A 12,292-nucleotide genomic window follows, 5' to 3' on the forward strand; every position below is an offset into this window, starting at 1 on the left:
ATAGTGTGGTTGATACTATTTTGCAAGAGAACAACTTCACTCAAATTGTGGATAACATTGGGATAAATAAATAGCGTTAGTAATTACTAACCTTCTGCTATCCGCTGAGCCTGAGTGCGTAAAAAAATCAACTTCAGTTCATTAATTTTTGCCTTTTTTTAGCAAAAAAACTGAATGATTTTTTTCTGTTCAATTATTTACTCAATTAAGTGTAAGGCACTATATGTAGTGTCTCAAATTATAATTTTTCACTATATGTGCGAAATAAGCTCAATCGGATGGTGTGCATTTACCTCTGCTTGCCATGATAGGGCTTCATCTAGTGAGGGAATAAAGCCCCACAGTGCAGCAACCGAGCGCATGTGTGCTGCTTTGGCTGCCTGTATATCTCGCTCTGCATCACCGACATATAAAGTTTGCAAAGCAGAAACCCCCAACTTTTCGGCTGCGAGCAATAGTGGTGCTGGGTGGGGTTTCGCTACATCGAGGGTATCTCCGCACACGACGACTTCAATATTTTTTAATGTATTGATTTGTCGTAAAAGAGGGAAAGTTAAAAACTCAGGTTTGTTGGTAACTATACCGACTGCGACCCCCTTATCATGCAAAGATTGCAACATGTCATCGATCCCATCAAAGCAATGGCTGTGGATAGCAATATTACTTTCATAATAGTCTAAAACCTGCTGCCTCAAGGTTGCTAAGTCATAGTCGATTAATTTGTCTTTAAAGCCAACTTCAAGCAGGGCTTTGACGCCATTAGAAATGGCGGGACTGTACTCATTTTTTGAAAGTGTGGGTAATCTATGCTCTGTCAGAACATGGTTTAATGCGGCACCCAAATCATCACTGGTATCAAGTAAAGTGCCGTCTAAATCAAATAAAACGGCTTGTGTCATGCTAGTTTCTCGAAGTGAAGTAGGTAATTTACACTAACATCGTCTGTTAAAGTAAACGTTTTAGTGAACGGGTTGTAACTAATTCCTGCTGATGCACGTACTTTTAAACCATGTTGCTCAGCCCAACCAATTAAAGTTGAAGGGCGAATGAACTTGTTATGATCGTGTGTGCCTTCAGGCACCATTTTTAAAAGTTTCTCTGCGGCAACAACAGCTAATAAATACGCTTTATGTGTTTTATTTAGAGTAGAAAAAAATACGCTGGCTCCCGGCTTAGCAGCTTTTGCGACTGCGGCAATGATTGCAGCAGGGTCGGGTACATGTTCTAACATTTCCATGCAAGTCACCACATCAAACTGCTCAGGATGCTCGTCAGCGAAAACTTCAGCGGGTATTTTTTGATAATCTACGCTGATTCCGCTTTCAAGGCTGTGAAGTTTAGCAACATTTAAAGGCTCTTGGCCCATATCAATGCCTGTCGCTTCTGCACCAAGCTTAGCCATACTCTCAGTTAAGATCCCGCCACCACATCCAACATCAAGTACTTTCTTCGAGAATAAGCCTGCACTTTTATCGTTGATGAAGTCCAACCTTAATGGGTTGATATCATGTAGCGGTTTAAATTCTCCTTCTGTATCCCACCATCTTTCAGCGATTTCTTCGAATTTTGCGATTTCTTGGTGGTCTACATTTTGATGTTCGGTCATAAAAAGCTTCCTCGTTTATCTGGGCGCATTGTATTGGCTATTTATAAAAATACCAGACATTTTACGACTGCAAATTGAATTTACCTGTGTTACTATCGGCAGCCGAATAAATAATAACTTAACCCTTTGTTGCTATTAGTGTGACACAAAAGGGCAAGACTCTGAAGGAAAGTGGTATCAAATGACTGATCTCGCCAATGAAATCCTCCCGGTCAATATTGAAGATGAATTGAAAAATTCATACCTTGATTACGCAATGAGCGTGATCGTAGGGCGTGCATTGCCAGACGTACGTGACGGACTGAAGCCAGTTCACCGTCGTGTACTTTTCGCAATGAACGAGCTACGAAATGACTGGAACAAACCTTATAAAAAATCAGCTCGTGTAGTCGGTGACGTCATCGGTAAATACCACCCTCATGGTGATAGTGCAGTATACGATACAATCGTACGTATGGCTCAGCCATTCTCTTTACGTTACATGCTTGTTGATGGTCAAGGTAACTTCGGTTCTGTCGATGGTGACTCGGCAGCTGCAATGCGTTATACCGAAGTGCGTATGGCAAAGATGTCTCATGAGCTTCTTGCTGACCTTGACAAAGAGACTGTCGACTACGTACCTAACTATGATGGCACAGAGCAGATCCCTGACGTGCTACCAACTAAAGTGCCAAATTTGTTAGTGAATGGTTCCTCAGGTATCGCAGTTGGTATGGCGACAAACATCCCGCCACATAACCTAACTGAAGTGATCAATGGTTGCTTAGCAATTATTCAAAACCCTGACATCACCATTGAAGAGCTAATGGAATATATTCCAGGCCCTGATTTCCCAACTGCGGCAATCATCAGTGGTAAAAAAGGCATCGAACAAGCCTATAAAACTGGCCGTGGTAAAGTTTATATCCGTGCTCGTGCAGAGATTGAGACTGACGAGAAAACGGGCAAAGAAACGATTATTGTCCATGAGATCCCTTACCAGGTTAACAAAGCGCGTCTTATCGAAAAAATTGCTGAGCTAGTAAAAGATAAGAAAGTGGAAGGTATCAGTGCATTACGCGATGAATCTGACAAAGACGGTATGCGTATTGTTATTGAAATTAAGCGTGGTGAAGTAGGCGAGGTTGTACTTAATAACCTATATGCTCAGACTCAGCTACAAACCGTGTTTGGTATGAACATGGTTGCACTTGATAACAATCAACCTAAGTGTTTCAACTTAAAAGAAATGCTAGAAGCGTTTGTTATTCACCGTCGCGAAGTTGTCACACGTCGTACAGTTTACGACTTACGTAAGGCAAGAGATAGAGCACATACGCTAGAAGGTCTTGCTATTGCACTGGCAAACATTGACCCAATTATTGAGCTAATTCGTAAGTCACCAACACCATCTGAAGCGAAAGCGGCATTAACAGCGCGTGCATGGGAGCTTGGTTCTGTTGCACCTATGCTTGAGCGTGCAGGTGAGCAAAATGTTGCAAGACCTGACTGGTTAGCAGATGAGCTTGGTATCAGAGATGGTCAATATTATCTTTCTGAACAACAAGCACAGGCAATTCTTGATTTACGTTTACACAAGCTTACAGGCTTAGAGCATGAGAAGATCTTAGGTGAATACCAAGAACTACTAGACTTAATTGCTGAGCTACTACACATTCTTTCATCACCTGAGCGTTTGATGGAAGTTATCCGTGATGAGTTGGTTGAAATCAAAGAAGTATATGGTGATGAGCGTCGCACGGAAATCACTGCCGCAGCACATGACATCAGCCTAGAAGACCTTATTAACGAAGAAGATGTTGTTGTAACACTCTCTCATGAAGGTTATGTGAAGTATCAGCCTCTATCTGACTACGAAGCACAGCGCCGTGGTGGTAAAGGTAAAGCGGCTACAAGAATGAAAGACGAAGATTTCATTGAGCGTCTACTTGTGGCTAATACACACGACACAATACTTTGTTTCTCGACAGCGGGTAGATTGTACTGGTTGAAAGTATATCAATTACCACTGGCATCAAGACAAGCGCGTGGTAAGCCAATTGTTAATTTATTGCCCCTTGAAGAAGATGAGCGTATCACAACGATTTTACCAGTTCGCGAATATGAAGAAGACAAGTATGTCTTAATGGCAACAGCCAATGGTACAGTGAAGAAAACACCACTGACTGCATACAGCCGCCAGCGTGCAAGTGGTATTATCGCAATCAACTTGAACGACGGTGATAACCTGATTGGTGCTGATATTACTGATGGCAGTAACGACATCATGTTATTTACTGACCACGGTAAAGTTGTTCGCTTTAATGAGAAACTACGTGACTCAGAAACAGGCGAAGTGAAACTTGACCCTGAAACAGGCGAAGAGATGTTGGCATTACGTCCGATGGGTCGTACAGCAACAGGTGTTCGTGGTATTAAGATGCCAGATGGCGTAAAAGTTGTTTCATTGATTGTGCCTAAAAATGATGGTGCTATTTTAACGGTAACAGAAAACGGCTATGGCAAGCGTACGCCATTGGATGAATACCCAGCGAAGAGCCGAGCGACACAAGGGGTTGTATCAATTAAGGTAACTGAGCGTAACGGTAACGTTGTTGGCGCAGTTCAAGTTGAAGACAACAATGAAATTATGCTTATCTCTAACCGAGGCACTTTGGTTAGAACGCGCGTAAATGAAGTCTCTACTGTAGGACGTAACACGCAAGGTGTTATATTGATCCGTACAATAGAAGATGAGCAAGTTGTCGGGCTTCAGCGCATCGAAGAAATTGAAGTAGATGAGATTGAAGATGCTGTTGTGGATGATGCTCAAGGTGAAGAAACACCACCGAGTGAACCAGAACAAGATTCTGAATAATTAAAAAAGCGGCTTAGGCCGCTTTTTTATTAAAAAAATTCAACCAAATTAAATAATTTGACCCAGAATTTTGTTTCATCTGACCCTGTATTTGATGTAAATTCATAGACTGAAGGTTTATTTTCGTGTCGCGTTGTATGAACAGCATTTTGCTGTTTCGCGGCACGTTTTATTTGGAATGAGGAAAATATGACTGTTTATAACTTTTGTGCAGGTCCAGCGATGTTGCCCCCTGCGGTAATGGAGAAAGCGCAAGCAGAGTTTATCAACTGGCAAGGTTTAGGTGTATCCGTAATGGAAATAAGCCACCGTTCCAAGCCGTTTCTTAAGTTGGCTGAAGAATGTGAAGCAAGCTTAAGAAGGTTGATGAATATCTCTGATGAATTTGAAGTGTTATTTATGCACGGTGGCGGCAGAGGCCATTTCTCAGCGGTGCCTTTGAACTTACATTTGGATAGTGCACCAGGTGTGTATGTTGAGAATGGTATTTGGTCAATTGGCGCAACGAAAGAAGGCGCAAAGTTTACGCAGGTAGAATCTCTTGATATTCGTACGGACAAAGAGGGTCAATTTGATATTTTACCGGTTTCAGATTGGTCACTACCTGAAAATGCATCTTTCATCCATTACTGCCCGAATGAAACCATAGATGGCATTGAAATCTTTGACGTGCCAAAACATCCAACAGCACCAATCGTTGCAGATATGTCTTCAATGATTTTATCCCGTGAAATTAATGTCGATGATTTTGATCTAATTTATGCTGGTGCACAAAAGAATATTGGCCCGTCAGGTTTGAGTATTGCAATTGTTCGTAAGTCTTTACTAGAAAGAGAAGGGTTACCGCGCCCTGCAATTTTAGATTACGCAATCGAAGCAAAGCAAAACAGCATGTACAATACACCACCAACATACGCTTGGTACTTAGCGGCTGAGGTATTTAAATACTTAGAGTCAATAGGTGGCGTGCCTGCAATGGAAAAACACAATAAAGAAAAAGCGGCATTGTTATACGATTATATTGATAGCTCTGATTTTTATTACAATAAAGTAGCGAGCACTTGTCGTTCATTAATGAATGTCCCGTTTTGGCTTAAAGATGATGCACTGAATGACATCTTCCTTGAGCAAGCAGAACAAAACGGTTTAATGGCGCTTGAAGGTCATCGTTTTGTCGGTGGTATGCGCGCAAGTATTTATAACGCAATGCCAATAGAGGGCATTGAAGCATTAATTGTATTCATGAAAAAATTTGCAGCGGAGCACAGCTGATGGAACAGTTACCTTTAAGACCAATAAAAAAAGTATCTGGCTCTGTGACCTTGCCAGGTTCAAAGAGCTTATCAAACCGTATTCTTTTACTTGCCGCTTTATGTGACGGAGTAACAGAAGTTCGCAATTTGTTAGACAGTGATGATATTCGCCATATGCTCGCCGCTTTAGATGTGATGGGTGTTAAGGTTGAATTGAATGATGACAAAACAATAGCGAAAGTACACGGTAACGGTGGCCACTTTAATACGCCTGAACAACCATTGTTTTTAGGTAATGCAGGTACAGCCTTTCGCCCTCTGACTGCAGTTTTAGCTGCGACAGAGGGAAAGTTCACATTGACTGGTGAGCCAAGAATGGAAGAGCGCCCAATTGGTCATCTTGTTGATGCACTTGATATATTAGGTGCTGATGTTACCTATCTGAAAAATGAACACTATCCGCCACTTGATATTGTTGGGAAAAAGCTTAAAGGCGGCACAGTTGAGATTGATGGCAGTATTTCAAGTCAATTTTTAACTGCGCTTCTGATGGCTGCACCATTATTTGATGGTGACAGTGAAATTAAGATCTCCGGCGAGCTAGTTTCTAAGCCTTACATTGATATTACATTAGGTGTAATGAAGCAGTTTGGTGTGAACGTAGAGCATGATAATTATCAAGTGTTTTATGTCAAAGGCCAACAGGGCTACACCTCACCAAGCAGTATTATGGTGGAAGGTGACGCTTCTTCTGCATCTTACTTTGTGGCAGCAGCAGCAATCGCAGGAGGCGAAATTGAAATAAATGGTGTTGGCAAAGCAAGTGTGCAAGGTGATATCGGTTTTGCACAAGTGATGGAGCAAGTTGGTGCTCAAATTGATTGGTTCGATGAAAAACTAGTCGTGAGAAAGGGTGAGTTGCAAGGTGTTGATATCGACGCCAATGCTATTCCTGATGCAGCGATGACGTTGGCTACAGTCGCACTGTTTGCGAAAGGTAAGACGGCTATTCGTAATATTTATAATTGGCGAGTGAAAGAAACCGATCGTTTATACGCAATGGCGACGGAGCTACGCAAAGTCGGTGCTGAAGTAGTTGAAGGTGAAGATTTCATTGAGATCACACCGCCGACAGAGTTCAAACAGGCTGAGATAGACACTTATAACGATCATCGAATTGCAATGTGTTTCTCAATGGTCGCTGTTGGTGGTCAAACAGTTACAATTAATGATCCTGGCTGCACAGCGAAAACTTTCCCTACCTACTTTGATGTGCTGTCCTCAATCTCGCAGCACTAGTCAGATTTAAGAGCGTGTTTTTCACACGCTCTCATACCTAATTAAGATACAAATTCGGCAATAGAACAAAAAGTTACATCTTGATAAGGATCTATTCATCAAACTTGCGTATAATAGGCGCCGATTTATATAAGGTGTGCATTTCAGGAGGTTTTAATGCAGGCTGCAATGCCCGTAATCACCGTAGACGGCCCAAGCGGATCTGGCAAAGGGACTGTTTGTCGTTTGTTGGCTGAGAAATTAAATTGGGATGTTTTAGACAGCGGTGCAATATACCGCGTTCTGTCTATTGCAGTGTTACATCATCAAATCGCACTGGATAATGAAGAGGCGTTGGTTCCTTTAGCTGCGAACCTTGACGTTCAATTTATGATTGATAGCACGTCTAAGAAATCTAGAATTGTGCTTGAAGGCGAAGATGTAACGAATACAATCCGCAATGAAGAAGTAGGGGCTACGGCTTCAAAAATAGCCATGCTTCCGCGAGTTAGAGAGGCACTTTTACGCAGACAGCGTGCATTTAGAACTGAGAATGGCCTTATTGCGGATGGTCGTGATATGGGCACAGTTGTTTTCCCATCAGCGGAATTAAAAATTTATCTTACTGCAAGTGCTGAAGAACGTGCTAAGAGACGCTTTAATGAGTTGAAGGATAAGGGGCTTGATGTTACACTTGAGGGCCTTTTAGAAGATATCAAAGCACGTGATGACCGTGATATGAATAGAAAAGTAGCGCCGCTAGTGCCTGCTGAAGATGCTATTCACATAGATACCACGACTTTAGATGCCGACCAAGTATATCAGCAAGTGCTTAAACTTGTTGATGAAGCTGTATTGTCAGGCAAACTTCCGAAAGTTAGCTAATTTATCATAGCACTGGCAAGGCCGCCGGTGTTTTTTTAACTACCCCATGCAGCATGGTCGCTTATTGGTACATTTATATATGAGACGTATTTAGTATGTCAGAAAATTTTGCGCAGTTATTTGAAGAAAGCCTAAAGGGTTTTGAAGCAGAGCAAGGCTCTATCGTTAAAGGTACAGTTATTTCAATCGAGAACAACATCGTTCTTGTTGACGCTGGCCTTAAGTCTGAAAGTGCAATCCCTGCAGAGCAATTCAAAAATGCTGCTGGTGAACTAGAAGTTGCTGTTGGCGACGAAGTAGACGTAGCACTAGACGCAATCGAAGACGGTTTCGGTGAAACTATCCTTTCTCGTGAGAAAGCGAAGCGTCACGAAGCTTGGATCCGTCTTGAGAAAGCATGTGAAGACCAAGAGACTGTTATCGGTATTATCAACGGTAAAGTTAAAGGTGGTTTCACTGTTGAAGTTGATTCAATCCGTGCTTTCCTACCTGGTTCACTTGTTGATGTTCGTCCTGTACGTGACACTGCTCACCTTGAAGGTAAAGAGCTTGAGTTCAAAGTAATCAAGCTTGACCAGAAGCGTAACAACGTTGTTGTTTCTCGTCGTGCAGTTATCGAATCTGAGAACTCACAAGAGCGTGAAGAGCTTCTTGCTAACCTTGTTGAAGGTCAAGAAGTTAAAGGTATCGTTAAAAACCTTACTGACTACGGTGCATTCGTAGATCTAGGTGGTGTTGACGGTCTACTTCACATCACTGACATGGCTTGGAAGCGCGTTAAGCACCCAAGTGAAATCGTAAATGTTGGTGACGAAATCGCTGTTAAAGTACTTAAGTTCGACAAAGAGAAGACTCGTGTTTCTCTAGGTCTTAAGCAACTTGGCGAAGATCCTTGGGCAGCAATCGCTGGTCGTTACCCAGAAGGCGCTAAGCTTACTGGTCGCGTTACAAACCTAACTGACTACGGTTGTTTCGTTGAGATCGAAGAAGGCGTTGAAGGTCTAGTACACGTTTCTGAAATGGACTGGACTAACAAGAACATCCACCCTTCAAAAGTTGTTTCACTAGGTGACACTGTTGAAGTTATGGTTCTTGAAATTGACGAAGAACGTCGTCGTATTTCTCTAGGTCTTAAGCAGTGTAAAGCTAACCCTTGGCAGGAATTTGCTCGTCTACAGAACAAAGGCGACCAAGTTACTGGTAAGATCAAGTCAATCACTGACTTCGGTATCTTCATCGGTCTTGACGGCGGCATCGACGGTCTTGTACACCTTTCTGACATCTCTTGGAACACTCCAGGCGAAGAAGCTGTACGTGAGTACAAGAAAGGCGACGAGATCACTGCAATCGTTCTTCAAGTTGACCCAGAGCGTGAGCGTATCTCACTAGGCGTTAAGCAAATCGAAGCTGATCCTTTCAATAACTACCTAGACGCAAACAAAAAAGGTGCTATTGTTAAAGGTAAAGTGACTGAAGTTGACGCGAAAGGCGCAACTGTAGAGCTTGCTGAAGGTGTTGAAGGTTACATCCGTGTAGCTGACATCGCTCAAGAGCGCGTTGAAGATGCAACTTCTGTTGTTTCTGAAGGTGACGAAGTAGAAGCTAAGTTTGTAGGTGTTGACCGTAAGAACCGTGCGATCAGCCTATCTGTTAAAGCTATCTTCGAAGCTGAAGAGAAAGAAGCTCTAGAGAAGCTTAAGAAAGAAGAGCCAGCGTTCGAAAACGCAATGGCAGCTGCTTTCAAAAATGCTCAAAAAGACTAATTCTTAAGTCTAATCAAGAAGGGCACTTTAGCCCTTCTTTTTTTATTTAAAGGAAACGTTATGACAAAGTCTGAATTAATAGAAAAACTTGCTGAACAGCATGCACATGTTCCTGTAAAAGACGTAGAAAATGCAGTAAAAGAAGTTTTAGAACAAATGGCGGGTTCACTATCTGGCTCTGATAGAATTGAAATCCGTGGCTTTGGCAGTTTCTCTCTGCACTACCGCTCTCCTAGAACTGGTCGCAACCCTAAAACAGGCGAAACAGTAGAGTTGGATGGCAAATATGTTCCACACTTTAAGCCTGGCAAAGAATTAAGAGATCGCGTTAACGCTAGTCTCGAAGGGTAATTGGAGATACCTAATTTGGTTCGAGTTGTTAAAAAGGGACTACTTTTAGTGTTGCTTTTAGTGGCGTTTGTAGTAGGCACACAGAATCCGAATGTTGTTGAAGTAAACTTTATCGTTGCAAGTGCCGAAATGCCGTTAGCGACACTGCTGAGCTTATGTCTGTTTTCAGGTATAATTCTTGGTGTTTTGTTTAACTTAAGTTCAATCGTAAGGTTAAAACAAAAGAATCGTCAGTTACATAAAACGAATAATTTATTGTTGAATAAAGATCAAAGCCAGTCATGATCGAGCTTTTGTTCTTGCTGCTTCCTGTTGCCGCTGCTTATGGCTATGTAATGGGAAAGAACAGTGCTAAAAATTTGGCACATGAGCAAAATAGAAAAATCACATCCGAATATAGTAAAGGCCTGAAATTCTTACTTGATAGAGAAGAAGATCAGGGTCTTGAACATCTAATACAGCTGCTAGAAGTGTCAGCTGATTCAGTAGAGCACTATTTGACTCTCGCTACCTTATTTAGAAAGCGCGGTGAACTCGATAGAGCGATCAAAATTCATGAGTTACTTATAGAACAGCCCAATCTAGATATAGAATTGGTCAAGTCCTGCAGGCTGGAATTAGCAAAAGATTATATAATGGCAGGGTTATTAGATGGGGCAGAATCAAATTTAGTCGTTTTAGTTAAAGCAGGTTTTGAAGATGCTTTGGAGCCCATGATCCAGCTTTATTCGCAAACGAGAGACTGGCAAAAAGGTGTAAATATGTACGAAGCATATTCTGACCTATTTTCCGATAAGGCCAGTTGTGCTGCGATTGCGAATTTTTATTGTGAAGTTGCAATTGAATCAAAGGATATCAAATTTTTTGAACAAGCGACGAAGCTCAATCATCAAGCTATCAGACCTTTATATGAGTTAGGCCTTGATGCACATGGCCGTCAAGATAATGTAAAAGCAATTTATTATTGGCGCAAACTGACCTCTGAATTTCCTCAAATCGCACCTCTTATTATTAACGATCTTCAAACCTGCTATGAGAGCTTGAATATCTCGGAAGAGTTTTATGGCTTGGTAGGGGAATTACTCCCGAATGCCGGCGTAACAATAAAAATAAAGCATTGTCAGGGGCTAGTAGAGTCCGGAAAAGTAACAGAAGCGATAGTATTTCTAACTGACAGCTTAAAGAGAGAGCCGTCAATAAGAGGGTTCAGCTATTTACTGCAACTTTTGAGTGCCAAAAATGTAAGAATTCAAGATGTATTGGAAGAGATTGATAACCTCGTTACATCTTACATATCCACTAAGCCCGATTATCAATGCAATAAATGTGGCTTTACCAGCCATAAACTATACTGGTTATGCCCATCGTGTAAAACGTGGGAGTCTGTTGTACCTAGTCGGGGTTTAGATGGTTATTAATATTGTATGTGATTCTTTTAAAAGAAAATTAAGGTAATTATGTCAAATATTGAACAAAAGAAAGTGCTAATTGCATTAGATTATGACAACGAGAGTGCGGCTTTAGCATTTGTGTCTCAGCTTTCACCAGATGAGTGTCGTTTAAAAGTAGGTAAAGAGATGTTTACTTACTTTGGCCCTCAGTTTGTTAAAAAGCTAGTAGATCTAGGATTTGACGTATTCCTTGACCTGAAATTTCATGATATCCCAAATACGGTTGCAAAAGCAGTCACTGCTGCTGCGGAGTTAGGCGTATGGATGGTCAATGTGCACGCTAGTGGCGGTACTGAAATGATGTCAAAAGCCAAAGAAGCGTTAAGTAAATATGGTGATAAGGCGCCGTTGCTTATTGCTGTTACTGTTTTGACAAGTATGGACCAAGCTCAGCTTAGCAAATTGGGTATTGATAAAACACCACAGGAGCAGGTGCTTTACTTGGCAAAACTGGCTAAAGAGTCAGGGTTGGATGGGGTAGTGTGTTCAGCGCAAGAAGCGGAGACATTAAAAGCACAGCTTGGTAATGAATTTAAGCTTATTACTCCGGGGATCCGACCTGCTGGTAGTGATGCGGGTGACCAAAAGCGCATTATGACCCCTGCTAAAGCTATCGAAGCTGGCAGTGACTATCTAGTGATTGGCAGACCGATCACTAAAGCCGAAGATCCTGCAAAAGCACTGAGAGATATAAACGCAAGTATTTCTTAATTGAATACTCGTTAGGCCTGTCCTAGGCCTAACGAGTCTCAATCTCTCGTCATCAATGCTCACCACTATATTCGTTATATATTTTTTAAATCTAGATTGATGTTTGATGCGTACAAATGTGCTTAATAACCATTTGT

11 protein-coding genes are annotated in these 12,292 nt (G+C 41.7%); 9 read left to right on the top strand and 2 right to left on the bottom strand.

Features of this window, described 5'->3' with window-relative positions; translation table 11 throughout:
* Positions 1 to 251: 251 nt before the first annotated feature.
* Positions 252 to 899 (bottom strand): HAD family hydrolase, encoded by a 648-nt coding sequence (locus tag QNM16_RS03050; RefSeq protein WP_284019108.1) that lies wholly within the window; start codon positions 897 to 899, stop codon positions 252 to 254.
* Positions 896 to 1,606, bottom strand: coding sequence for a bifunctional 2-polyprenyl-6-hydroxyphenol methylase/3-demethylubiquinol 3-O-methyltransferase UbiG (gene ubiG, locus QNM16_RS03055; RefSeq protein WP_063359867.1), 711 nt, complete (start codon positions 1,604 to 1,606; stop codon positions 896 to 898). Before ubiG ends, QNM16_RS03050 begins: the two co-directional genes overlap by 4 nt.
* Before the next feature lie 181 nt (positions 1,607 to 1,787).
* On the opposite strand from ubiG, the gene gyrA reads away from it, so the two are divergent.
* The 9 genes from gyrA (at position 1,788) to pyrF (ending at position 12,155) form a co-directional block, all read left to right on the top strand.
* Positions 1,788 to 4,463 (top strand): DNA topoisomerase (ATP-hydrolyzing) subunit A, encoded by a 2,676-nt coding sequence (gene gyrA, locus QNM16_RS03060; protein WP_284019109.1) that lies wholly within the window; start codon positions 1,788 to 1,790, stop codon positions 4,461 to 4,463.
* Positions 4,464 to 4,652: 189 nt separating this feature from the next.
* Positions 4,653 to 5,735: a 3-phosphoserine/phosphohydroxythreonine transaminase gene (gene serC / locus QNM16_RS03065; protein ID WP_284019111.1), complete on the top strand. Its 1,083-nt coding sequence runs from the start codon at positions 4,653 to 4,655 to the stop codon at positions 5,733 to 5,735.
* Positions 5,735 to 7,015, top strand: a complete 1,281-nt coding sequence (gene aroA, locus QNM16_RS03070; RefSeq protein ID WP_284019112.1) for a 3-phosphoshikimate 1-carboxyvinyltransferase — start codon at positions 5,735 to 5,737, stop codon at positions 7,013 to 7,015. Before serC ends, aroA begins: the two co-directional genes overlap by 1 nt.
* Before the next feature lie 156 nt (positions 7,016 to 7,171).
* A complete protein-coding gene (gene cmk, locus QNM16_RS03075; RefSeq protein WP_284019113.1) occupies positions 7,172 to 7,879 on the top strand; it encodes a (d)CMP kinase in 708 nt (235 codons plus the stop codon).
* Positions 7,880 to 7,974: 95 nt separating this feature from the next.
* Positions 7,975 to 9,642 carry a 30S ribosomal protein S1 gene (gene rpsA / locus QNM16_RS03080; protein ID WP_237136421.1) on the top strand — a complete coding sequence of 556 codons (1,668 nt, stop codon included), beginning with the start codon at positions 7,975 to 7,977 and terminating at the stop codon, positions 9,640 to 9,642.
* A gap of 60 nt (positions 9,643 to 9,702) precedes the next feature.
* Positions 9,703 to 9,993 (top strand): integration host factor subunit beta, encoded by a 291-nt coding sequence (gene ihfB, locus QNM16_RS03085; protein WP_023401704.1) that lies wholly within the window; start codon positions 9,703 to 9,705, stop codon positions 9,991 to 9,993.
* A gap of 48 nt (positions 9,994 to 10,041) precedes the next feature.
* A complete protein-coding gene (locus QNM16_RS03090; RefSeq protein WP_284019114.1) occupies positions 10,042 to 10,278 on the top strand; it encodes a LapA family protein in 237 nt (78 codons plus the stop codon).
* Positions 10,275 to 11,411, top strand: a complete 1,137-nt coding sequence (locus QNM16_RS03095) for a lipopolysaccharide assembly protein LapB (protein WP_284019115.1) — start codon at positions 10,275 to 10,277, stop codon at positions 11,409 to 11,411. Before QNM16_RS03090 ends, QNM16_RS03095 begins: the two co-directional genes overlap by 4 nt.
* Before the next feature lie 39 nt (positions 11,412 to 11,450).
* The gene (gene pyrF, locus QNM16_RS03100; RefSeq protein WP_063359859.1) at positions 11,451 to 12,155 is read left to right on the top strand and encodes an orotidine-5'-phosphate decarboxylase; all 705 of its coding nucleotides are present in this window, start codon (positions 11,451 to 11,453) and stop codon (positions 12,153 to 12,155) included.
* The last annotated feature ends 137 nt before the right edge of the window (positions 12,156 to 12,292 follow it).

This window comes from Pseudoalteromonas umbrosa, assembly GCF_030125375.1.
GTDB classification, from domain to species: Bacteria; Pseudomonadota; Gammaproteobacteria; order Enterobacterales; family Alteromonadaceae; genus Pseudoalteromonas; species Pseudoalteromonas umbrosa.

Bases quoted from the DNA above. Each gene is read 5' to 3' on its own strand.
- QNM16_RS03050 (WP_284019108.1), bottom strand. From the start codon at position 899: ATGACACAAGCCGTTTTATTTGATTTAGACGGCACTTTACTTGATACC.
- ubiG (WP_063359867.1), bottom strand. From the start codon at position 1,606: ATGACCGAACATCAAAATGTAGACCACCAAGAAATCGCAAAATTCGAA.
- gyrA (WP_284019109.1), top strand. From the start codon at position 1,788: ATGACTGATCTCGCCAATGAAATCCTCCCGGTCAATATTGAAGATGAA.
- serC (WP_284019111.1), top strand. From the start codon at position 4,653: ATGACTGTTTATAACTTTTGTGCAGGTCCAGCGATGTTGCCCCCTGCG.
- aroA (WP_284019112.1), top strand. From the start codon at position 5,735: ATGGAACAGTTACCTTTAAGACCAATAAAAAAAGTATCTGGCTCTGTG.
- cmk (WP_284019113.1), top strand. From the start codon at position 7,172: ATGCAGGCTGCAATGCCCGTAATCACCGTAGACGGCCCAAGCGGATCT.
- rpsA (WP_237136421.1), top strand. From the start codon at position 7,975: ATGTCAGAAAATTTTGCGCAGTTATTTGAAGAAAGCCTAAAGGGTTTT.
- ihfB (WP_023401704.1), top strand. From the start codon at position 9,703: ATGACAAAGTCTGAATTAATAGAAAAACTTGCTGAACAGCATGCACAT.
- QNM16_RS03095 (WP_284019115.1), top strand. From the start codon at position 10,275: ATGATCGAGCTTTTGTTCTTGCTGCTTCCTGTTGCCGCTGCTTATGGC.
- pyrF (WP_063359859.1), top strand. From the start codon at position 11,451: ATGTCAAATATTGAACAAAAGAAAGTGCTAATTGCATTAGATTATGAC.